This is a genomic window from Xanthomonas euvesicatoria pv. euvesicatoria, assembly GCF_020880415.1.
GTDB lineage: Bacteria > Pseudomonadota > Gammaproteobacteria > Xanthomonadales > Xanthomonadaceae > Xanthomonas > Xanthomonas euvesicatoria.
Map to the genome: position 1 here is coordinate 19,289 of NZ_JAJIUJ010000012.1, position 20,232 is coordinate 39,520.

A 20,232-nucleotide genomic window follows, 5' to 3' on the forward strand; every position below is an offset into this window, starting at 1 on the left:
GGTGGCTATGCCCGGGCAAGGCGGGCACGCGACGGCATCAACTCATGCGCGGCGCATCGTGCCTATCCTTGGCCAAGCACCACCATCCATCACGGCGTGCGCGATCGACGGCACGCGTTCGCCCACCACATTGCCGCTCACTCAATCGAGGCGCGATGCGGCGGGCGCGCGTTGCGATAGATCAGCTGCACCGACCAGGCACCGGCAAGCCCGACCACACCGGCAGCGAAGTGGCTCCAGTCCAGCACCCGCGGCGCCGCGCCATTGGCGTCATGGCCCCACAGGTTGAACCACAGCAGCACCAACGCGGTGATGCCCATGCCCATCCAGAACCACAGCCGGGTTCCGCCGATCGCGTAGATCAAAAACGGCAACGCCGCTCCGATCAGAAAATGCACCGGAAAAAAATACGCCGTGCCGTAGGGGCGCATCAGGTACCAGACGATCGCTGCGAAGGTGCCCAGAAAAACGAACAGGCCAAGCGCCAGCAGGCGGGTTTGGTTGGTGGCAGTGGTCATCGGCAAGTCTCGCAAAAGCAGACCCTCACCCTACCCATGCCCAGGTCAATGCAGTGCGAGCGTGCTGCATGCATCGCTTCGGCGGTCTGGTTCGCTTCGCACAAAGGCGACGTGCAGCATCACGGTGCCGTGCAGCCATGGCGCTGAAATCCGGCGCGTGTCTGCAAGTGTGCGTAATACGCCGCCACCGCAGGCAATGCCGCATGCGCGATGGGGCTGGCGACCCAGCGCTGTGTCGACACCCCCAGCACGATGTCGGCAAGCGTAAAGCATGCGCCCAGGACGAACGGACCGCCGCGCTGCAGCTGCGCATCGAGGATCGCCATGTGGCGGTTCCACTGCTCCACGCTCGCCGCAATCGCCTGCGCATCGGTATGCGCGGCGCTGCCACGCACGGTGGCCATGAATGCGTAGCGCCAGGCGGTATTGAGTTCGGTGGCCTGCCAATCCATCCATTGCTCGACCAATGCGCGCGCGGCGGGCGCGGCCGGCAGCAGATCATCGCGTTGGCTGTGCGCGGCCAGGTAGCGGCAGATCGTGTTCGATTCCCACAGCACCAGTTCACCCGCGCGGATGACCGGCACCAACGCATTGGGGTTGAGTGCGCGAAATTCCGGCGTCTGCACCGACGCAAAACCGCTGCCATAGGCATGCAGCGTGTAGTCCAGCCCCAGCTCATCGCACAACCACAACACTTTGCGCACATTGATCGAGCTCGGCTTTCCGTAGATCTCCAGCATGTGTTCCTCGGTGATGCGCGTGATGGCCGGCCGTTGGCGGTGGTGATCCGTGCTGCCTGCAACCCGCACGCGCCTTGTGCAGCGCGTGCAGCCGAGTGCATCCATGCACGCTGCGGTCAGTCGCAGAGCGGTGCATTCTCACCGCTGCACTCTTGCGCCGCTACAGCTCGATCTTGCCCGCGTATGCATCGCGCACGGTCTGGCTGATGTAGGTGCTCAGCCCGCGTCCGGCCGTGGCAAGCCGCTGCATGGTCGCGACCGCCTCGGCACCGGCGCTATCGGCGGTATACACATAGGTCTCGCCGCTGCGAAAGCGCACGGCGATGGCGTCGTCGGCCAGCGCGTAGGCCACCACGCCCGAGTGGCCGTCGCGATTGCCATAGCGCTGCATGCGAACCGGGCGGGGTGCGGTCATGCCGGCAGGCTAGAACCGCTGCAGTGATGGGCGCTTCAACGAACACGGCAATAACGCGCTACAGCCCGCAGGCCATGCGACATCGAAACAGGTGTGCTGGCCATTTCAGCGTCATGGCGCAGCCGTGCAGCCACCGTTTGCACGCCGGCCACGCGAGGGCCGCCGTGATGGCAGGTACCGCGCGTGTGGCAGATGGCGCAGCGCATGCAGGTGTGGCGCGTGGATGATGTGCGTTCGCGCGCGCATCGCATCGACCGCCGGCCTTCTGTCTAGCCAAGCGATCGCGCCGATCGCGCCACTGCGATCACCGCATCACCCCATACCAGCCCCATCGGCCTGCAGCGGGTACAACGCCGTCAGCGCCTGGCAGCGCTGCGCAAACAGCGCATGCAATTGCCGGATCGCCGGCGAAAACTGCTTGCGGTGCGGGCACACCAGCTGCAGCGGCAGCCTATCGCCGCACTCGGGCAACAGCGCCTCCAGCCGCCCGGCCTGCACGTCTGCGCACACATCCAGCCACGACTTGTAGGCAATGCCTTCGCCGGCGACTGCCCAACGCCGCACCACATCGGCGTCGTCGCACAGCATCGCCCCGCGCACCGGCACCACGTGGCGGCGGCCCTCCAGGTCGAATTGCCAACGGTCGTAGGCGCGCCCGGCCAGCACGTACAGCAGGCAGGCGTGCTCGCGTAGCGCATCCAGCGTGGCGGGGCGCCCGTGGCGCTGCAGGTAGGCGGGCGCGGCCACCAGTACGCGGCGGTTGTCCGGTGCCAGCGGCAATGCCACATGCTCTGCATCGTCGATACGGCCGAGCCGAAATGCCACATCCACCGGCGCGCGATACAGGTCGGCCACCTGATCGGACAGGTGCAGGCGCAGGGTCAGCTTCGGGTGCGCGGCGCGGAATTCGGTCAGCCACGGCAGCAGCACGTTGCGGCCCAGGTCCGACGGCGCCGTCACCTGCAGCAGCCCCTGCAGCGCACTGTCGGCGCCCCGCACATGCTCGCGCCCGTCGCGCAGCAACTCCAGCACGCCGCGCGCATAGGGCAGGTACTGCTCGCCCTCGGCGGTCAGCCGCAGGCTGCGCGTAGACCGGGCGAACAGACGCAGATCCAGCGCGCGTTCCAGCCGGGCCACCGCCGCGCTGGCCTGTCCCGGCAACAGATCGGCCTCGCGCGCTGCGCTGGAAAAACTGCCCAGCGCCGCGGTCCGCACGAACAGCGCCAGGTCGTCGAAGCGGACCATCTTCACTCCAGTGGTGAAAGTGCTTGTGCAGTTTGCCGGTTTTTTCGTGAATCCAGGTGGTTGACGATGCAACTCCCTCCCGCACGACGCCTGCCATGAAAGCCATCGCCTACCCGCAACACGGCCTGCCCATCGACGATGCGCGCGTGCTGATCGAACTCGAGCTGCCGCTGCCCACCCCCGGCCCGCGCGACCTGCGCGTGCGCATCCACGCCGTGTCGGTCAACCCGGTCGACACCAAGGTGCGCAGCAACGCGGCGGTGGATGCCCCGCGCGTGCTGGGCTGGGACGCCAGCGGCGTGGTCGATGCGGTCGGCGAGGCGGTCAGCCTGTTCCGCCCCGGCGATGCGGTGTACTACGCCGGCGCGCTGACCCGCCCGGGCACCAATGCCGAGTTCCACCTGGTCGACGAGCGCCTGGTCGGGCGCAAGCCGGCCACGCTCGACGACGCTGCGGCCGCCGCATTGCCGCTCACCGCCATCACCGCCTGGGAGCTGCTGTTCGACCGGCTCGGCATTGCCGAAGGCGGCGGCGAAGGCCAGGCATTGCTGGTGGTCGGTGCGGGCGGGGGCGTGGGCTCGATCCTGGTGCAGCTGGCGCGCACGCTGACCAAGCTGACCGTCATCGGCACCGCCTCGCGCCCGGAAACCCAGGATTGGGTGCACGCACTCGGCGCGCATCACGTGATCGACCACAGCCAGCCGCTGGGCGAGGGCCTGCAGCGGATCGGCATCGCGCAGGTGCAGCACGTCGCCAGCCTCACCCACACCGACCAGCACTTCGCCCAACTGGTCGAGGTGCTGGCCCCGCAAGGTCAGCTGGCGCTGATCGACGACCCGGCCACGCTGGACGCGCTGCCGCTCAAGCGCAAGAGCGTGTCGCTGCACTGGGAGCTGATGTTCACCCGCTCGCTGTTCGAAACCCAGGACATGATCGCCCAGCACCATCTGCTCAATCGCGTCGCCGAGCTGGTGGATACCGGCGTGCTGCGCACCACCCTGGGCGAGCACTACGGCCGCATCACCGCCGACAACCTGCGCCGCGCCCACGCCGCGCTGGAATCGCACCGCACCCGCGGCAAGCTGGTGCTGGAAGGCTTCTGAGCGCAGAGGCCTCACGCACGACAGCGCTCTGGCATGGCCGCTGTCGTGCAGCCGCACCCTTCAGCGTTGGCACGCGATCGCCGCTGGCCAAGATCCGCGACGCAGCTATTGCGACAGGCGCCGCTACACTGCGCGCATGTCATCTCAATCCCTGATCCTTCTCGGGCTGCTTGTCGTAGTCCTCGTGTTGCAGCTGCTGGCGCTGCTGCGACGTCCGTCCACCACCGCGCTGGAACATGCACTGCGCGCCGAGCAACGCGATGGCCGCGGCGAATTGCGCGAGCAACTCGAAGGCCTGGCGCGGCAGCAGGACGCCCGCCTGGAAACCTTCGCGCGCAACCTCACCGAGTTGTCCACGCGCACCGACCAACGCCTGGACCTGCTGCGCGACGCGCTCGGCGAAGATGCCCGCAAGGCGCGCGAAGAAAGCGGCCTTGCACAACAACGCACCGGCGAGCTGCTGACACTGCGGCTCACCGAATTGCGCACCCAGCTCGAAGGCTTCGGCCAGCAACAGGAAACCCGCATCCACGTGTTCGGCCAGCAACTGACCGAACTGATCGCGCGCACCGATACGCACATGGCCGCGCTGCGCGACGCGCTGGCCGAAGACGCCCGCAAGGGCCGCGCCGAAGCCGGCCAATCGCAACAACGCTTCACCGAAGCGCTGGGCCAGCGCTTGAACGAACTCACCCAGCGCAACGAACTGCGCATCGGCGAGATGCGCGCCACGCTCGAGCAACAGCTGGCCAACCTGCAACACGACAACGCCAGCAAGCTCGAATTGATGCGCGCCACCGTCGATGAAAAACTGCAGACCACGCTCAACACACGCCTGGATGCCTCGTTCAAGCTGGTCTCCGAACGGCTGGAACAGGTGCAACGCGGCCTGGGCGAAATGCAGCAGCTGGCCACCGGCGTGGGCGACCTCAAGCGCGTGCTCACCAACGTCAAGGACCGCGGCGGCTGGGGCGAAGTGCAGCTGGACAACATCCTCGAGCAGACGCTGACGATGGAGCAATACGCCCGCGGCGTGCGGGTCAAGCCCGACAGTGCCGAAGCGGTGGATTTCGCAATCCGCCTGCCCGGCCGCGGCGACGAGCAGGTGGTCTGGCTGCCGGTGGACGCCAAGTTCCCGCGCGAGGACTACGAACGCCTGATCGACGCGCAGGAAAAGGGCGACCTCGACGCGATCAAGCAATCGACCGCGCAACTGGAACGCGCCATCCGCATCCAGGCCAAGTCGATCAGCGACAAGTACGTCTGCCCGCCGCACACCACCGACTTCGCGGTGATGTTTTTGCCCACCGAAGGGCTGTATGCCGAAGTGATCCGCCGTGCCGGCCTGGTCGATCTGCTGCAGCGCGAACACCGCGTGGTGCTGGCCGGCCCCACCACGTTTACCGCCTTGCTCAACAGCCTGCAGATGGGCTTTCGCACGTTGGCGATCGAGAAGCGTTCCAGCGAGGTCTGGCAGGTGCTGGGCGCGGTGAAAAGCGAGTTCGGCAAGTTCGCCGGCATTCTGGAAAAGGCCGAGCGGCAGATCAGCACCGTCGGCAAGAGCCTGGGCGAAGCCAGCCGCAAGACCCGCACCATCGAACGCCGCCTGCGCGGGGTGGAAACCCTGGCCGGCGAGCAATCGCAGGCGCTGCTGAACGATGGCAGCGACGACACCGGCACCAGCAGCGAAGACGACAGCACCGACGAGCAGGCGTGATTGGCTGCCGACGCCGATGCATGGCCTGCACAGGCGACAGCACACGTAGGAGCGCACCCGGGCGCGAGCCGCTTTACCGATAACGCTTCATCGCGCCCGGGTGCGCCTCTACGAATGCAGGTTTGCGGCACGTGCTTGCGCCGATCGCCAGCACATCGCGCAGACATCGCCACCGCGATGCTTGCACCCACCTGATTCAAGACGAGAGTTTCAACATGGCGACCCGATGGATCCACGCAGGGCTCTGCGCGCTGCTGCTGACTGCCTGCAGCAATGCGCCAACCGCCTCTCCTGCCTCGCCAGCCGCGCAGGCCCCTGCTGCACAAACGAGCGCCGACGCCGCTGCCTGCACCGCAAAGGGTGGCCAACTGCGGCCGGTCGGCCGCATGCAGGTTCCGCGCTGCATCGTGCCGTATGCCGATGCCGGCAAGACCTGCACCGACAACAGCGATTGCAGCGGCGACTGCCTGGCCACCAACATCGTGCCGACCGGCGCGGCGGCCACCGGGACCTGTCAGCGCGACAGCGATCGTTTCGGTTGCCGCCAGGAGGTGGTCGGCGGCAAGGGCCAGGCGGCGTTGTGCATCGATTGAGGGCTTCGAAAATGGCCGAACGCGGGTCCTGGCCGGTCAGCCGTTCGGCCCGTGGGCGTCGCTGCAGACAACCGCCAGCCGCGTGAGCCAGCGGCATCGCTCGCTCCACCCTGGCCGTTTATGCTTTCGGCTCTACCTGTCCAGGACGCATCGATGAGCCAGACGCTGTACGACATTCCCGTGACCCGCATCGACGGCCAGCCCACCACCCTGGCCGACTACCGCGGCAAGGTGCTGCTGGTGGTCAACGTCGCCTCCAAGTGCGGCCTGACCCCGCAGTACGAAGGCCTGGAAGCGCTGTATCGCGACAAGCGCATGCAAGGCCTGGAAGTGCTGGGGTTTCCGGCCAACGACTTCAACGCACAGGAGCCGGGCAGCGAAGCGGAAATCGCGCAGTTCTGCCAGCTCACCTACGATGTCACCTTCCCGATGTTTGCCAAGATCGCCGTCACCGGCGACCAGGCGCACCCGCTGTATCGCGCACTGACCAGCACGCACCCGCACACCACCGGCGACGGCCCGATGCGCGAAAAACTGGCCGGCTACGGCATCGCCCCCAACCCCGCGCCTGGGGTGGTGTGGAACTTCGAAAAATTCCTGATCGGCCGCGACGGCAAGATCGTCGACCGCTTCGCTCCGGACATCCCCGCCGACGATGCGCGCCTGCGTGCGGCAGTGGATGCGGCGCTGGCCACCCATGCATAGCGCGCTGGCGGCATTGCGATGACGCGTCACGTTCTTATCGGGAGCCAGGGAACAGGCAATGACCTTCAATCACTTCTTCAGCTCTTCAATGCTCGCGTTGTCGATGGTGACTGGCTGCTCGCACATGCCCGGCACGGCGTCCACCCCTGACACGCAGGCAGCGCGGTACATCGTCGACTGTTCTCGCGACTGGGCAGAGTCTGTCGTGACAGGAGATCGGTCAAAGCGCAGGATTTACTTTGCCGACGACTTCATCGGGACTGACACCAAGGGCCGCAGATACGATAAATCCCAGGTCACTCGCGAGACTGGTCCTGCCAAACAGATCATGTCCAACACACTCGACGAGATAAACGTCAGATTCTTCGGAGAGACCGCAATCGCGCACGGGAGCGAAACGTGGACCCGTAAAGACGGGTCTACGGGCCGGTATGTCTGGACTGATATCTGGATCAAGCGGAGTGGTCGGTGGCAAATCATCGCTGCGCAGGATGCAGCGGTACCGGTACCGGTACCGACACCGCCTCGCAACGACGGCACCTAGCACTGCTGTCACACCGAGGCGCTTGGCAATGCGGGCGTTCGTCGTGACCTCGCAACGGGTCCGCCTGGTGCCCAACACACAAAAAGCCCGGGATCGCTCCCGGGCTTTTACATTCATCACTCGCCAAAACCCTAACCGCTCAACGCACCCAGTTCGGAATCGGCATGGCGTTACCCGGCACGGTATTGTCCTTGTCGTCGCGCAGGTATTCCGGCAGCTCGTTGTTCTTCTCGCGATGGCTGCGCAGATCGCGGGTGATCTGGTAATTGCGGCGCTGCATCCACGCATCGCGGGTCAGCGCGTATTCGTCCGGCGCCTGGTCGCGCAGCGAATCTAGCGACATCAGCTGCGCGCGCGTGTCCACCAGCTGCAAGCCCTGCAGGGCGAAGCGCGTACCGCCGTCGTCCACCTGGCGAATCCACGACAGCGGAATATCGCCCGCCAGCCCGAAGGTGTCGCGCACGGTGCGCGGGCCGAACAACGGCAGTTCGAAGTAACGCGAATTGCGCCAGCCCCACGCGCCCAGCGTCTGGCCGAAGTCTTCGCTGCGCCGCGGGATGCCGGCTGCCGAGGCGGGGTCGAACAGCCCGGCCACACCGAGGGTGCTGTTCATCACAAAGCGCCCCATCGACTGCATTGCATGGACCGGGTGGCCTTGCAGCAGCTGGTTGACCATGGTCAGCGGCGTGCCCAGGTTGTCGAAGAAGTTGGTCACGCCCAGGCGCGCCGGGCTCGGCACCACCTTGGTGTAGGCCGTCGCCAACGGACGCGCCACGCCGCGGTCCACCGCCATGTTGAAGCGGTGCATGCCGCGGTTGTAGCGCTCCCACGGGTCGTATGCCGGCGCCGCGCCCGGTTGTGCCGGCGCACCGTTGGCACCTGCTTGCGGGGTGGTCGGGCCATACAGCGCGTCGAAATCGCTTTCGGCATCGGTGGGCGCGCCTGCAGCGGCGGTGCTGGTACCCGCCGCGGCCTGCGCATCGGCAGGAGCAGCAGCGCTCGCCGGCACCGCGTCCGGGGCGGCCATCCCGGCGGCGGCCGGCTGCGCGGTCACTCCGGCATCGTCGCGTACCGGCGCCTCGGTCGCAGGCGCGATGGCGGTACTGCCCGACGGCGGTGGGGATTTGGGCGCCTGGCTGGCGCAGGCACCCAGCAGCAGGCTGGCCAACAACGGAAGAGAACGGAACTGGGTCATGGGCTGGCGCTCAGGCCTGAAAATCGAGAGTGGGGGACAACCGGTAGGCGGCGCGCAATTCGTCCAGACCGGACGCCTCGCCCACCACCGCGCCGCTGCCGGCTTGGCGTAACCGGGCAGCCAGTTCGGCCAGCATCGCCACGCCGGCACTGTCCAGGCGTTGTACACCCGACAGGTCCAGCGTGCGCGCGCCATCCAGCTGTGCGATCGCCTGCGGCCAGGCCGCGGTGACCGCCGCACGGTCGAGCACGCCGGTGATGACCAGCGTGTCGCCCGTGCGTTGCACGGTATCAGTTGCCATTGGCCGGTGCCGTACCGACCTGCAGGTTGCCGCTACGCAGCTCGGCGGCCACCTTGGCGATGCCCTTCTCGCGCAGCGGGCCGTCGAACTGGGTCTTGAAGGTCTGCACGTAGGAAATGCCTTCGATCATCACGTCGAAGATCTTCCACTGGCCGCCGGTATTGCGCATCAGGTAGTCGACCGGGGTCGGGTCGTTGCCGGCACGCAGCAGGTCGGTGGAGACCTTGACGCCGCGGTTGCCCGGCAGCGCGCTCTCGGACTTGGCGCGGAAGGTCGGCTTGCCTTCGAAATTCAGCAGCGCGGTGCCATACCGCTGCATCAGGTTGTCGGCCAGCGCATCGGCAAACAGCTTGACGTCGGCATCGGAGGCGCCACGGCCATGCACGCCCAGCACCAGGCGGGCCGAGTAGTCGCGGTCGAAGGCCTTGTTCAATTCGCCATTAATGAACTGACGCAGCGCCGCCGGATTGCTGCGGAACTCGGCACGGCGCTGGTCCAGCGTGCTCAGGATGCGGGTGCTGCTGTCGATGACGGTCTTGGTCGCCGCGCCCTGCGCAGGTGCGCTGGCAGCGGCCGGCTGCGCCAGCACGGTGGCCGGTGCGCACACCAGCAGGGTCGAGGCCAGGACGGCAGAAAGCACAGTGGTCTTCATTGGTGTGGTTCCGTAGAGGGAGGAGCGGTTTGGGCAGGCGCAGGCGCCTGGCCGTTGGCGGCGGCCGGGGCATTGCTGCCGCCACCGCCACCACTGAACATGTATTTGCCAACCAGCTGCAGCAGATCCACCGCCGGCTGGGTGAAGCCGATTTCGTCGCCCGGCTTGAGGGTGTCCGGGTCGCCGCCCGGCTGCAGCCCGATATAACTCTCGCCCAGCAAGCCGCTGGTGAAGATGCCGGCCGAGGTGTCGGCCGGCAGGTCCTTGTATTTGGTATCCAGCGACAGGGTCACGATCGAATCGAACTTGGTCGGGTCCAGGCTGATGTTGGACACCTTGCCGATGGTCACCCCGCCGATCTTTACCGGTGCCTGCGCGCGCAGCTGGCCGATCTGGCTGAAGCGGGCGGTCAGCGTGTACTGGCTGGAGCCAAAGCCCCAGCGCTGGTTGGTCGAGGCCACCGCCAGCACCAGCAGCGAGGCCAGGGTCAGCAGCAAAAAGGCGCCGACGGCGAATTCGAGTCGTGGTCCACGCATGGCCATAGTTATTCCACTCACCTAAACAACATTGCAGAAAGGACGAAGTTGAACATCAGCACCAGCAACGAGGCATTCACCACCGCGCGGGTGGTGGCGACCGAGGTGCCTTCGATGGTCGGTTCGGCATGGAAGCCCACGTAGGCGGCAACCAGTGCAGCGGTGCCGCCGAAGATTGCCGACTTGAGCATCGCCACGCCGAAGTCGTCCCAGACGTCCACGCTGTTGCTCAGCCCGGACCAGAACGTGCCGTTGTCGATGCCCAGCACGTGCACCGCTTCGAAATAGCCACCGGTGATGGCCAGCGAGCAGAACACGCCGGTGAGCAACGGCACCGTCAGCACCGCCGCCCAGAAGCGTGGCGCCACGGCCTTGGCCACCGGGTCGATGGCCATCAGCTCCAGCGCCTTGATCTGGTCGGTGGCGCGCATCAGGCCGAGCTCGGCGGCGATCGAACTGCCGGCGCGGCCAATGAACAACAAGGCGGTCAGCACCGGCGCCAGTTCGCGATACAGCGACAGGCCCAACAAGGTGGACAACGCATCCGACGCACCGTAGGTGGTGAGCGTGCGATAGCCCTGCAAGGTCAGCACCAGGCCGACGAAGGCGCCGCCCACCGCAATGATCGGCAGCGAGCGCGCGCCGACCTTGTAGATCTCGCGGACCAGTTCGGCAATGAAATCGCGCGTGGGCAGAGAGCCGCGCAGCACCGTCAGCGAAAACAGCCCGGCGCGGCCGAAGGCGCGAATGGAATCGGCGAAGGCCATCAGGCAGCACTCCGGTCGCGGCGCGGGGCGGCATCGAAGGCGATCGGGCCGTCCGGCTGGCCGTGCAGGAATTGCTGCACCAGCGGGTCGGTGCTGTCCTGCAGCTGCGCCGGCGTGCCGGCGAACACGATGCCGCCATTGGCGATCACCACCGCCTGGTCGCAGATCGGCAGCGTCTCGTGCACATGGTGGCTGACGATGATGCTGGTCAGCCCCAGGCTGTCGTTGAGGCGCTGGATCAGGCTCATGATCACGCCCGAGGCGATCGGGTCCAGTCCGGTCAGCGGCTCGTCGTAGATCATCAGCGGCGGGTCCAGCGCCAGCGCGCGCGCCAGTGCCACGCGCCGTGCCATGCCGCCGGACAACTCGCGCGGCCAGGCATCGGCTGCGGCCAGCAGGCCCACTGCATGCAACTTCATCTGCACCAGGCGCTGCAGCACCGCTGCCGGCAACCGCGTGTGGGTGCGCAGCGGCAGTGCGACGTTCTCGGCCACGCTGAGGTCGGTGAGCAGGCCATTGCCCTGCAGCAGCACGCCGACGTTGCGACGCATCTCCAGCAGCGCGCGGCTGCCGGTGGGAATGGGATTGCCGAACAACGTGACCGTGCCTGCGACCGGGCGCAGCTCGCCGGTCAGCGCCGCCAGCATGGTGGATTTGCCGCTACCGGACGGACCGAGCACGGCCGTGATGCTGCCGCGTGGCACCTCCAGCGACACATCGCGCAGGATCGTGCGCCCGCCGCGATCGATGCGGACACCGGACAACTGCACGACAGGGGAAGCGGAAGCCGTCATCGGTGCCTTTAACAAAATTACAACGCGATAGAGTAGCCCGTGCACCGCTGAACATAACCAGACTGGCGCGTGCAGTATTGTCGCATTCACCGAAGGGCGATGTGCGGGTTGCGTGTCGCTGTCTGCGTAACAGCGTGTCCTGCAACGCAACCAGGCCCACGCATACGGGCGTGATCGGCAAACGTACGCTGCGGTAGGGACGTAAGCGACGTTGCCACAGCACGCAGTGTGTACCTTGAGACTGGCATGTGCCCCTGGTCGTCTTGCCTGTCGCAGTTGCGCAACGATCTGCCTAGCATGTCGCGTTGTCGGCAGCGGCATCTTGTCGAACCGGCCACAAAACGTGACGATCCACGCTACTTCGTCGCTGCAGGAATCTTCCATGGAGTTGCTGACGCTTGAACACTTTGCCGGCAGCGTCAACGAGACCTTTGCCGCCGCTTTGAATGAGGGCGAGGTGCCGTTCGTGCTGGTGGAGGCGCGGCCCTTGCAGCACGCGCGCAATTCGCAACGTGCGCCGTTCTCGCTGCTGTTTCGGAATGGTTCGGCCTTTTTGTTTCCGCAGCAGACCTATCAGATGCGGCATGCGCGGCTCGGCGAGATCGGTATCTTCCTGGTGCCGGTGGCGCGCGAGCGCGACGGGTTCTTGTATCAGGCCGTATTCAATTGAATACGGCCAGCTGCACGTTCAACTGAGCAGGTGATCGTGCCGATGCCAGTGCATCTGCAGATGGGTCTGGGTGCTGTCGCCTGCAACGAATCCGAGGCGGGCATACAGGCGTTGCGCGGCGGGGTTGGCGTGCAGCACATGCAATGACATAGCACATCCCGCATCGCGGGCGCACGCCTGCGCATGTGCAATCAACTGCGTGCCGATGCCCTTGCCATGCCAGTCCGGCAGCAGGCTGATATCGACCAGCGTGTGGTGTGCGGCGCCGCGGTGCAGATACAGCCGGCCGATCGCTAGAGCTTTGGTCTGCACGATCAGAAAGTCCGCATCGGCAAACTGCTGCCGGTAATGCGCGCGCTGCAGGGCGAACTGCTGCTGCAGGAAGGCGCGCTTGGTCGCTTCCGGCCAAGGCACCGGTGCCAGCTCCTCGCGACGCGTGCTGGCGTACAGATCCTGCAACCAGGGCAGATCCGCATCCTGCTCTTCGCGCAATGCAATGGCGTGCGCACCCGGCAACGTGGTCTGGCTTGCGCCGCCGGATGCCTTCACGACCTCGCCGGAAAGCGGGCGTGTCATGACATCAACTGAAGACAGGGTAGTCGCCGGATAGCGCGATGCAGAAGTTCACCGCCAGATACGGCTGCCGGTTCTCGTGGGCCTGGCCGTTGCCGGTGGGAATCAACATAACGGGAGAGAACTGCTTGTCGGGCGCAATTGCGTTATATGGACGTGCGCTGCTGCTACCTGGCGACGACAGCGCGGCGCCGCCGACGGGCGCACCGCTCTTCTTCGTCTGGTCCGCTAAGGAGAACGAGTTGACGCCGTGCTGGTGCATCGGCATCTCCGAGCCCGACAGATTCACCCCTGCGGAACCAAAATTGCTGCCCAGCGTGTGCGGGGTCAGGCCAGGGCCCGGGCCCTGCTGGCAGCCAGCGCGCGCGGTGAAGTTCGGCAGCTGAAACGTACTGGAGCCATTGCCGCCGTAGGCGATGCCGAGCAGCGAATACAGCGCGCTGTTCTGCGTGATCGGCAGGACGGCACCATTGCACAGGGCCCAGCCGTAAGGGTTGTAGTCGAAGCCGAACAACTGGATTTCGCCGAGATAGGGTTCGGTCATGAGCGGATTCCTCCGATGGAGCGGATGCGTGCCGCAGCCACGTCGACGCGGCGCATGGGATCAGGCTTGCTGCGGAAAGATGCCGGTGGTGGCAATGCAGTACTGCACCGTCAGTGTGGGCATGACGTTGTCGTGCGGCTGGTTACCACCGGCGAATGAGGTGCTCTGCCCCGACATCGCTTGCGCCGTGGCGCCGCCGGTGGTGGTGAGATAGAAAGTGTCGCCGCTCACCGCTGCAGGCAACAGGCCCGAGGGTGCCGTCGCTGTCGCCCCCGCGGTGGTAGCTTGCGCGACGTGCGTATGCGCCGGCATCTGCAGATCGGTCAACGTCACCGTCTCGGTACTGGCACGCTGGGCAAGCACGTAGTTGCTCAGTCCCGGCCCCTGGCCCTGGTGGACCGGCACGCGGCCGCGCAGGTCAGGCACTGCAAAGGTGCTGGTGCCATTTCCACCGTAGGCGGTGCCGAGCAGGACATATAACGGCTCGTATTCGGAGATCTGCAGCAATGAGCCATCGCACGCTTGCCAGCCCTGAGGAGTGCGGCCAAAGCCGAACAGGCGGATTTCGCCGATGAAGGGAGTACCCATGAGATTCTTCCTGGTCGATGAGGTGATCCGCGCACCAGGTGCGCTGCGCACCCGAGTGCGGATGCGCCTAGCTGCGCGAAGGGAAGATGCCGGACAGCGCGATGCAGAAATTGATCGTGGTGTATGGCTGCACGTTCGGATGCGCCTGGCCGCCGCCCTCTGCGCCTACCGTGGCTTGCGAGAGCGGGACCACGCTCCCCGGCGCGGCGTACAGCGGTGTCGCCGTTCCCGACGTGGCGCCATTGTTGGCGAATAGGCGCCCGGTTGGGTTGCGGTTATTGCCGGCGGCGCTGGCGCATTCCATTAGATGGAGGTGTGCAGGCAACTGGTTTTCCACCAGCGTCACCGTCTCCGCACCAGCGGCCTGACCCATTGGCATCGCCGTCGGCTGCCATGCCGGATCCGCCGACGGCCCATAGCCCATCGGCGTGCGGCCGCGCATGTCCGGCAGCGCGAAATTGGTCTTGCCGTCGCCGCCGAACCGCGTGCTGAGCAGACTGAACAGGGCCTGGTTTTGATTGATCGGCAGCAATTGTCCGTTGCATTGCGCAAAATACTTCGGCGCAAACGCGAAACCGGTCAGCATGATCTGACCGATGAAGAACTCGCTCATGCGGATCTCCCCTAGGGTGTTTGACGCCGACATCGCGCCTGGCGCTGCTCTACTTAATCACGTCTTCTGCGCAATGCAAGCATTGATAATGCTGAATCGGACAGGGGCGACGTATTTGGTGCTTTACGAATACGTAAATTTACTGTTCAAATGCTAGCGCAGCATGGTGGGGAATATGCCCTTCAAGGCCTATAACCATGCTGTCTGAGGCACCAGGAGCGTTGCCGGCGCCAGTGGGTGGCGTGATTTTCCGGGGAAATGGAATATGTCTACGAATTGCACCAATATGGCTGCAGGCGTGCGCGTCGTTTTGCGTTGGCCGCTGGTGTTCGCGCTGCTGCTGTTGAGTACGCTGTATTCCGGCAAGGCCGCAGCAGCGGCGTCGCAATATTGTCCGACGTTGAACGCCACTGTAGTTCAGGGTGGCTCGGTGCAGATCGACGTCACCACCTGCGACGGCACTGGCGTAGACGACATCGGCGTTGGCTGGGACGGAGTGCAGCCTCCCCACGGCACTCTGACCGTTCCTAATCCAAGCGGAGCACAGGGAACGCAGATCGTCACATACACGCATAATGGCGACAGCGCCACCAGCGACACGTTTCCGCTGGAAGACGGCGCTGGCGATACCATCACAGTCAATATCACGATTACCCCCTCGCGGACCGCCAGCATCGCGGTTAGCCCGTCCGCCGCCAACGAGGACAGCGGTACCTCCTTGGTCTACACGGTGACGCTGAGCCAGACCAATACCTCGGCGACCACGGTCAACCTGACCCGCAGCGGCACCGCGACCAGCGGCACGGACTACTCCGGCGCTGTGACCAGCGTGGTGGTGCCGGCCAATACCGCCTCGGCCAGCTTCAGCGTTACCCCGATCGCCGACACCGCGGTGGAAACCGACGAAACGGTGATCTTCAGTGTCGCCAATGGCACCGGCTATTCCACCGGCAGCCCGTCCAGCGCCACCGCCACCATCGTCAACGACGACTTCCCTTCCGCGAGCATCGCCGTCTCCCCGGCCAGCGTGTCCGAGGACGGCGCCACCAATCTCCTCTACACGGTCACCCTGAACCAACCGTCGCCCACCGCGCTGTCCATCGGCTTTGGCGTGAGCGGCACCGCGACCTCGGGCACCGACTATGCGGCCGTCAGTTCGCCGCTGGTGATCGCCGCCGGCCAGACCACCGGCACCATCACCATCAATCCGACCGCCGACAGCACTGTCGAGCCCGACGAAACCGTGGTGATCAGTCTCAACACCGGCAGCGGCTACACGGTCGGTTCGCCGAACAGCGCCACCGGCACCATCCTCAACGACGACCAGCCGGCGCTGTCGATCAACGATGTCTCGGTCAACGAAGGCAATGCCGGCACCACCAACGCCACCTTCACCGTGTCGTTGAGCGCGCCGGCTGGCGCCGGCGGCGTCAGCTTCGATATCGCCACGGCCGATGGCACCGCCACTGCGGGTGTGGACTATGTCGCCTCCAGTCTGACCGGGCAGACCATCCCGGCCGGCAGCAGCAGCGCCACCTTTACCGTGCTGGTCACCGGCGACACGCTGGCCGAGCCGAACGAAACGTTCTTCGTCAACCTCAGCAATGTCACCGGCGCCAGCGTGAGTGACGGGCAGGGCCTGGGCACGATCGTCAACGACGATGCGCAGCCGGCACTGTCGATCGACGATGTGAGCGTCAACGAAGGCAACAGCGGCACCACCACGGCCACCTTCACGGTGAGCCTGAGCGCTGCCAGCGGCCAGACAGTCACGGTCAACTACGCCACCGCCGACGGGACCGCCACCGCCGGCAGCGACTATGTCGCGCGCTCCGGCACGCTGAGCTTCGCGCCGGGCGTGACCGCGCAAGGCGTGGCCGTCACCGTCAATGGCGACACCGCGGTCGAGCCCAACGAAACCTTCAGCGTTGGCCTGTCCGGCGCCAGCAATGCGACCATCGCCCGCGCCACCGGCACCGGCACCATCCTCAACGATGATGCGGTGGTGACGATCTCGCCGGCGTCGCTGCCCGCAGCAACCGCAGGCAGCGCGTACAGCCAGACGCTGAGCGCCAGCGGTGGCACCCCCGGCTACAGCTTCGTGATCAGTGCCGGTACGTTGCCGGCCGGAATGACCCTGAACGCCGCCGGGGTGCTGTCCGGTACGCCGACTGCCAGCGGCAGCTTCAACTTCACCGTCACCGCAACCGACAGCGGGGCACCGACCAGCGGCAGCCGCGCCTATACCCTGACCGTGGCCGGCGCCAACGTGATCTTGCCGGCCACCACCTTGCCGGCCGGCACCGCGGGCCAGGCCTATTCGAGTGCGATCACTCCGGCCGCCGGCGGCATTGCGCCCTACAGCTACGCGCTCACCGCCGGCGCGTTGCCCGCCGGCATCACGCTCAATAGCGGTAGCGGCGCATTGAGCGGCACCACCACCAGCGTGGGCAGCTTCAGCTTCACCGTCACTGCGACCGACAGTACCAGCGGCACGCCCTCGCAGGGCACGCGCGGATACACGTTGAACATCGCCGCGCCGACGATTGCAGTGGCGCCGTCCACGGTTCCCACCGCAACACGTGGCACCGCCTACAGCCAGACGCTGACCGCCAGCGGCGGCACGGCGGCCTACACCTACGCGATCACGAGCGGTGCATTGCCGGCCGGGATCACCTTGGCCAGCAACGGCACCTTGTCGGGCACGGCCACGCTGGAGGGTACGTTCAACTTCACCGTACAGGCCACCGATGCCAACAGCTTCACCGGCACGCAGGCATACAGCCTGACCGTGGCTGGCCCGAACCTGGTGTTGCCGGCGTCGACCTTGCCGGCAGGGACGGCCGGGCAGGCCTATGCGGCTGCGGTCACGCCGGCCACCGGCGGCACTGCGCCGTACAGCTATGCAGTCACTGCCGGCGCGCTGCCGGGTGGCGTGGGACTGGACGCTGCCACCGGCGGCCTCAGCGGGACGCCGACGGTGTCGGGGACCTTCACCTTCACCCTGACGGTCACCGACAGCACGCCCAGCCCCGCCGCGCAGGCCAGCCGGAGCTACTCGCTGACCATCAACGCCGCAACGCTGGTGCTGGGGCAGCCCACCTTGCCGGCGGCCGTGCGTGGCACCGCCTACAACCAGGTGCTCACCGCCAGCGGCGGCGTTGCGCCGTACCGCTACAGCATTGCCAGCGGCACGTTGCCGGCTGGATTGACGCTGGCCAGCGACGGCACGCTGTCGGGCACGCCAACGGTACAGGGCACCACGTCGTTCACCATTGCGGTGGCCGATGCGGGCAATGCCAGCGCCACGCAGGCCTACACCTTCACGGTGAACGATGCGGCGCCGGTGGCGGTGGCCGATGTTGCCGCCACCATGACCGACACCGCCGTGACCGCAGCGGTCACCGCCAACGACACCGGCAGCATCACCGCGATCGCCATTGCCAGCGCGCCCACCAACGGCACGTCCGTGGTCAACGGGCTGGAAGTGGTCTACACGCCGAACGCCGGCTTTGCCGGCACCGACGTGCTGAGCTATACCGCCAGCGGCGCAGGCGGCACCTCGGCAGCGGTGACGCTGACCATCACGGTCAACGTGCGGCCGGTGGCGGTGTCGGTGACTGCGGCGGCAGTGCCGGGCGAAGCGCAACAGGTGGACATCACCCGTAACGCCACCGGCGGGCCGTTCGTGGCGGCTGCGGTGGTTGCGGTGTTGCCGGCCTCGGCCGGTACCGCCACCATCACCCGCGTGGGCGGCACCGCCAGTGCGGCGGCGGCGCGTGCCTCCGGCCTGTCGCCGGCGGCCGCTGCAATGGCCGAGACGCCGACCTTTACCCTGACCTTTACGCCCAACCCGGCCTTCGTCGGCCAGGCCACGGTGCAGTTCACCTTGTCCAACGCATTCGCCACCTCGGCCCCGGCCAGTGTGGTGTTCAACATCGCGCCACGGCGCGACCCGAGCGTGGATGCGGAAGTGCGTGGCCTGATCGATGCGCAGTCCGAGTCCACGCGGCGTTTTGCGCGGGCGCAGATCGACAACTTCCAGCGCCGTCTGGAGGCCACCCATCGCGGCGGCGGCAGCTTCACCAACGCAGTGAGCTTCCAGCCGACCTCGCATTGCCGCCAGGCCGAGCGCGGCATCAGTGCGCAGCCGTGCAGCCCGGACACGCAGGACGTCGACAACGACTTCCGCGATGCGCCCGCGGCGACCGGCACCACCGGCAGCAGCGCGCAGACGCAGGGTGACCTGGGCCTGTGGGTGGGCGGCGCAATCCGCTCGGGCAGCCTGAACCGCCAGACCAACAGCAACGGCGTGGATTTCCAGACCGATGGGTTGAGCGTGGGTGCCGACTACCGTGTTGCCTCGTCGCTGGCGATCGGCGCGGGCCTGGGTTGGGGCCGCGACGACAGCGATGTGGGCAACAACGGCAGCCACAGCAAGGCCACTGCCTACACGATGGCGTTGTACGCCAGCTTCCATCCGGGCAAGGCGTTCTTCTTCGACACCTTGGTCGGCTACCAGCTGCTGTCTTACGACCTGCGCCGCTTCGTCACCGATGACAGTTCGCTGGCCGAGGGCAACCGCGACGGCAAGCAGTGGATCGCCTCGCTGTCCACTGGTGCCGACCTGCAACGCGGCACGCTGCAGATCACCCCGTACGCACGGGTGGATGTGGCACGCGCCACCTTGGACGGCTATGTAGAAGCAGGCGTGGCCCCGTTCGCGCTGCGCTATGCCGACATGGATGTGGCCACCACCACCGGAAATCTCGGCCTGCGTCTGGAATGGCGTCGCGAGGTTGCCTGGGGACGGCTGACCCCGCAGTTGCGCGTGGAGTACCAGCGCGACTTCCAGGGCCGTGGCGATGCGATCCTGAGCTACGCCGACCTTACCGGTGGCCCGTTCTATCGCACCGCGCAGAGCGCGTTCGACCGCAACCGGTTGATGGTGGGCATCGGTGCAGCGCTGTTGACCGAACAAGGCCTGTCGACGCGGCTGGAATACCGCGGCATCACCGACGGCGACAGCAACAACGATCAGACCTGGATGATCAATCTGGAAAAGAAATACTGATCGGGTTGTAAGCCACGCGGTCATGCAACGCGATGGGCCGGGCGAACACCCCCGGCCCATTGCGTTTGTGATGTCGACGGCGTGTTGCGCGCGTGGTTGCGATGACGCTCGCGGACGCAGTGAATGGCTGCGTTGGGCGCCTCGAAGGTTGCACGTAACGACCGCAGTACATCGAATGCGGTGTGGAGCCCGATGGCAGTGGGTGACGCACGGTGTGGCGCGCCGTCGATCGGCATCTCCCGCGCAGCGCTGTTGCACGGTGCCGTGCGGCCTTGCGTCTCAGCGCGGTGACCTGGCCGCCGACACGGCGGCCAACAACGCCTCACACGCGCATCCGGCACAATG

The 20,232-nt window shown here is 66.4% G+C and carries 21 protein-coding genes; 7 read left to right on the top strand and 14 right to left on the bottom strand.

Annotated features, from left to right (window positions below; translation table 11 throughout):
- Nucleotides 1-137: 137 nt before the first annotated feature.
- The 4 genes from LN450_RS01290 to LN450_RS01305 all read right to left on the bottom strand — a co-directional run bounded on the left by LN450_RS01290 (nucleotide 138) and on the right by LN450_RS01305 (nucleotide 2,918).
- Nucleotides 138-518 (bottom strand): hypothetical protein, encoded by a 381-nt coding sequence (locus LN450_RS01290; RefSeq protein ID WP_011349200.1) that lies wholly within the window; start codon nucleotides 516-518, stop codon nucleotides 138-140.
- A 119-nt stretch (nucleotides 519-637) separates the two neighbouring features.
- Nucleotides 638-1,258: a glutathione S-transferase family protein gene (locus LN450_RS01295; protein ID WP_011349199.1), complete on the bottom strand. Its 621-nt coding sequence runs from the start codon at nucleotides 1,256-1,258 to the stop codon at nucleotides 638-640.
- A 160-nt stretch (nucleotides 1,259-1,418) separates the two neighbouring features.
- The gene (locus tag LN450_RS01300; RefSeq protein ID WP_008573091.1) at nucleotides 1,419-1,649 is read right to left on the bottom strand and encodes a hypothetical protein; all 231 of its coding nucleotides are present in this window, start codon (nucleotides 1,647-1,649) and stop codon (nucleotides 1,419-1,421) included.
- 336 nt (nucleotides 1,650-1,985) lie between these two features.
- Nucleotides 1,986-2,918, bottom strand: a complete 933-nt coding sequence (locus LN450_RS01305) for a LysR family transcriptional regulator (RefSeq protein ID WP_008573089.1) — start codon at nucleotides 2,916-2,918, stop codon at nucleotides 1,986-1,988.
- Between the two features lie 95 nt (nucleotides 2,919-3,013).
- Here LN450_RS01305 and LN450_RS01310 point away from each other — a divergent pair, with 95 nt between their 5' ends.
- From LN450_RS01310 to LN450_RS01330, 5 genes are all read left to right on the top strand, one after another.
- Nucleotides 3,014-4,021: a zinc-binding alcohol dehydrogenase family protein gene (locus tag LN450_RS01310; protein ID WP_039417218.1), complete on the top strand. Its 1,008-nt coding sequence runs from the start codon at nucleotides 3,014-3,016 to the stop codon at nucleotides 4,019-4,021.
- A 184-nt stretch (nucleotides 4,022-4,205) separates the two neighbouring features.
- Entirely contained in the window at nucleotides 4,206-5,738 is a 1,533-nt protein-coding gene (locus tag LN450_RS01315; RefSeq protein WP_170808598.1) for a DNA recombination protein RmuC, read from the top strand.
- A 191-nt stretch (nucleotides 5,739-5,929) separates the two neighbouring features.
- Entirely contained in the window at nucleotides 5,930-6,331 is a 402-nt protein-coding gene (locus LN450_RS01320) for a hypothetical protein (protein ID WP_109298524.1), read from the top strand.
- A 153-nt stretch (nucleotides 6,332-6,484) separates the two neighbouring features.
- Complete coding sequence (locus LN450_RS01325; protein ID WP_011349193.1) at nucleotides 6,485-7,036, top strand: glutathione peroxidase; 552 nt, start codon at nucleotides 6,485-6,487, stop codon at nucleotides 7,034-7,036.
- Between the two features lie 58 nt (nucleotides 7,037-7,094).
- Entirely contained in the window at nucleotides 7,095-7,580 is a 486-nt protein-coding gene (locus tag LN450_RS01330; RefSeq protein ID WP_011349192.1) for a nuclear transport factor 2 family protein, read from the top strand.
- Nucleotides 7,581-7,719: 139 nt separating this feature from the next.
- On the opposite strand, the gene LN450_RS01335 is transcribed toward LN450_RS01330, so the two are convergent.
- Genes LN450_RS01335 through LN450_RS01360 form a run of 6 tightly spaced genes read right to left on the bottom strand, consistent with a single transcriptional unit; the run spans nucleotide 7,720 to nucleotide 11,825 of the window.
- On the bottom strand, nucleotides 7,720-8,775 hold the full coding sequence (locus LN450_RS01335; protein ID WP_011349191.1) for an MlaA family lipoprotein: 1,056 nt from the start codon (nucleotides 8,773-8,775) through the stop codon (nucleotides 7,720-7,722).
- A 10-nt stretch (nucleotides 8,776-8,785) separates the two neighbouring features.
- Nucleotides 8,786-9,076 (bottom strand): STAS domain-containing protein, encoded by a 291-nt coding sequence (locus tag LN450_RS01340; RefSeq protein WP_014091558.1) that lies wholly within the window; start codon nucleotides 9,074-9,076, stop codon nucleotides 8,786-8,788.
- Nucleotides 9,066-9,728, bottom strand: coding sequence for an MlaC/ttg2D family ABC transporter substrate-binding protein (locus tag LN450_RS01345; protein WP_011349189.1), 663 nt, complete (start codon nucleotides 9,726-9,728; stop codon nucleotides 9,066-9,068). Before LN450_RS01345 ends, LN450_RS01340 begins: the two co-directional genes overlap by 11 nt.
- Nucleotides 9,725-10,270, bottom strand: a complete 546-nt coding sequence (mlaD, locus tag LN450_RS01350; RefSeq protein ID WP_008575276.1) for an outer membrane lipid asymmetry maintenance protein MlaD — start codon at nucleotides 10,268-10,270, stop codon at nucleotides 9,725-9,727. The genes LN450_RS01345 and mlaD overlap by 4 nt, the downstream gene beginning before the upstream one ends.
- Before the next feature lie 11 nt (nucleotides 10,271-10,281).
- Complete coding sequence (locus LN450_RS01355; RefSeq protein ID WP_011349188.1) at nucleotides 10,282-11,031, bottom strand: MlaE family lipid ABC transporter permease subunit; 750 nt, start codon at nucleotides 11,029-11,031, stop codon at nucleotides 10,282-10,284.
- Nucleotides 11,031-11,825, bottom strand: coding sequence for an ABC transporter ATP-binding protein (locus tag LN450_RS01360; RefSeq protein WP_011349187.1), 795 nt, complete (start codon nucleotides 11,823-11,825; stop codon nucleotides 11,031-11,033). The genes LN450_RS01355 and LN450_RS01360 overlap by 1 nt, the downstream gene beginning before the upstream one ends.
- Nucleotides 11,826-12,207: 382 nt before the next feature.
- Here LN450_RS01360 and LN450_RS01365 point away from each other — a divergent pair, with 382 nt between their 5' ends.
- Nucleotides 12,208-12,495 carry a DUF6916 family protein gene (locus LN450_RS01365; protein WP_011257259.1) on the top strand — a complete coding sequence of 96 codons (288 nt, stop codon included), beginning with the start codon at nucleotides 12,208-12,210 and terminating at the stop codon, nucleotides 12,493-12,495.
- A gap of 18 nt (nucleotides 12,496-12,513) precedes the next feature.
- Here LN450_RS01365 and LN450_RS01370 read toward each other — a convergent pair whose 3' ends face one another.
- From LN450_RS01370 to LN450_RS01385, 4 genes are all read right to left on the bottom strand, one after another.
- Complete coding sequence (locus tag LN450_RS01370; protein ID WP_011349186.1) at nucleotides 12,514-13,071, bottom strand: GNAT family N-acetyltransferase; 558 nt, start codon at nucleotides 13,069-13,071, stop codon at nucleotides 12,514-12,516.
- A gap of 4 nt (nucleotides 13,072-13,075) precedes the next feature.
- Nucleotides 13,076-13,612, bottom strand: a complete 537-nt coding sequence (locus LN450_RS01375) for a phage tail protein (RefSeq protein ID WP_011349185.1) — start codon at nucleotides 13,610-13,612, stop codon at nucleotides 13,076-13,078.
- 60 nt (nucleotides 13,613-13,672) lie between these two features.
- The gene (locus tag LN450_RS01380; protein WP_011349184.1) at nucleotides 13,673-14,200 is read right to left on the bottom strand and encodes a phage tail protein; all 528 of its coding nucleotides are present in this window, start codon (nucleotides 14,198-14,200) and stop codon (nucleotides 13,673-13,675) included.
- Nucleotides 14,201-14,267: 67 nt separating this feature from the next.
- A complete protein-coding gene (locus LN450_RS01385) occupies nucleotides 14,268-14,813 on the bottom strand; it encodes a phage tail protein (protein WP_011349183.1) in 546 nt (181 codons plus the stop codon).
- A 265-nt stretch (nucleotides 14,814-15,078) separates the two neighbouring features.
- On the opposite strand from LN450_RS01385, the gene LN450_RS01390 reads away from it, so the two are divergent.
- Entirely contained in the window at nucleotides 15,079-19,887 is a 4,809-nt protein-coding gene (locus LN450_RS01390; RefSeq protein WP_011349182.1) for a putative Ig domain-containing protein, read from the top strand.
- Nucleotides 19,888-20,232: the final 345 nt, after the last annotated feature.

Coding starts and splice junctions, on each gene's coding strand:
- LN450_RS01290 (WP_011349200.1), bottom strand. CDS start 518: ATGACCACTGCCACCAACCAAACCCGCCTGCTGGCGCTTGGCCTGTTC.
- LN450_RS01295 (WP_011349199.1), bottom strand. CDS start 1,258: ATGCTGGAGATCTACGGAAAGCCGAGCTCGATCAATGTGCGCAAAGTG.
- LN450_RS01300 (WP_008573091.1), bottom strand. CDS start 1,649: ATGCAGCGCTATGGCAATCGCGACGGCCACTCGGGCGTGGTGGCCTAC.
- LN450_RS01305 (WP_008573089.1), bottom strand. CDS start 2,918: ATGGTCCGCTTCGACGACCTGGCGCTGTTCGTGCGGACCGCGGCGCTG.
- LN450_RS01310 (WP_039417218.1), top strand. CDS start 3,014: ATGAAAGCCATCGCCTACCCGCAACACGGCCTGCCCATCGACGATGCG.
- LN450_RS01325 (WP_011349193.1), top strand. CDS start 6,485: ATGAGCCAGACGCTGTACGACATTCCCGTGACCCGCATCGACGGCCAG.
- LN450_RS01330 (WP_011349192.1), top strand. CDS start 7,095: ATGACCTTCAATCACTTCTTCAGCTCTTCAATGCTCGCGTTGTCGATG.
- LN450_RS01335 (WP_011349191.1), bottom strand. CDS start 8,775: ATGACCCAGTTCCGTTCTCTTCCGTTGTTGGCCAGCCTGCTGCTGGGT.
- LN450_RS01340 (WP_014091558.1), bottom strand. CDS start 9,076: ATGGCAACTGATACCGTGCAACGCACGGGCGACACGCTGGTCATCACC.
- LN450_RS01345 (WP_011349189.1), bottom strand. CDS start 9,728: ATGAAGACCACTGTGCTTTCTGCCGTCCTGGCCTCGACCCTGCTGGTG.
- mlaD (WP_008575276.1), bottom strand. CDS start 10,270: ATGGCCATGCGTGGACCACGACTCGAATTCGCCGTCGGCGCCTTTTTG.
- LN450_RS01355 (WP_011349188.1), bottom strand. CDS start 11,031: ATGGCCTTCGCCGATTCCATTCGCGCCTTCGGCCGCGCCGGGCTGTTT.
- LN450_RS01360 (WP_011349187.1), bottom strand. CDS start 11,825: ATGACGGCTTCCGCTTCCCCTGTCGTGCAGTTGTCCGGTGTCCGCATC.
- LN450_RS01365 (WP_011257259.1), top strand. CDS start 12,208: ATGGAGTTGCTGACGCTTGAACACTTTGCCGGCAGCGTCAACGAGACC.
- LN450_RS01370 (WP_011349186.1), bottom strand. CDS start 13,071: ATGACACGCCCGCTTTCCGGCGAGGTCGTGAAGGCATCCGGCGGCGCA.
- LN450_RS01375 (WP_011349185.1), bottom strand. CDS start 13,612: ATGACCGAACCCTATCTCGGCGAAATCCAGTTGTTCGGCTTCGACTAC.
- LN450_RS01380 (WP_011349184.1), bottom strand. CDS start 14,200: ATGGGTACTCCCTTCATCGGCGAAATCCGCCTGTTCGGCTTTGGCCGC.
- LN450_RS01385 (WP_011349183.1), bottom strand. CDS start 14,813: ATGAGCGAGTTCTTCATCGGTCAGATCATGCTGACCGGTTTCGCGTTT.
- LN450_RS01390 (WP_011349182.1), top strand. CDS start 15,079: ATGTCTACGAATTGCACCAATATGGCTGCAGGCGTGCGCGTCGTTTTG.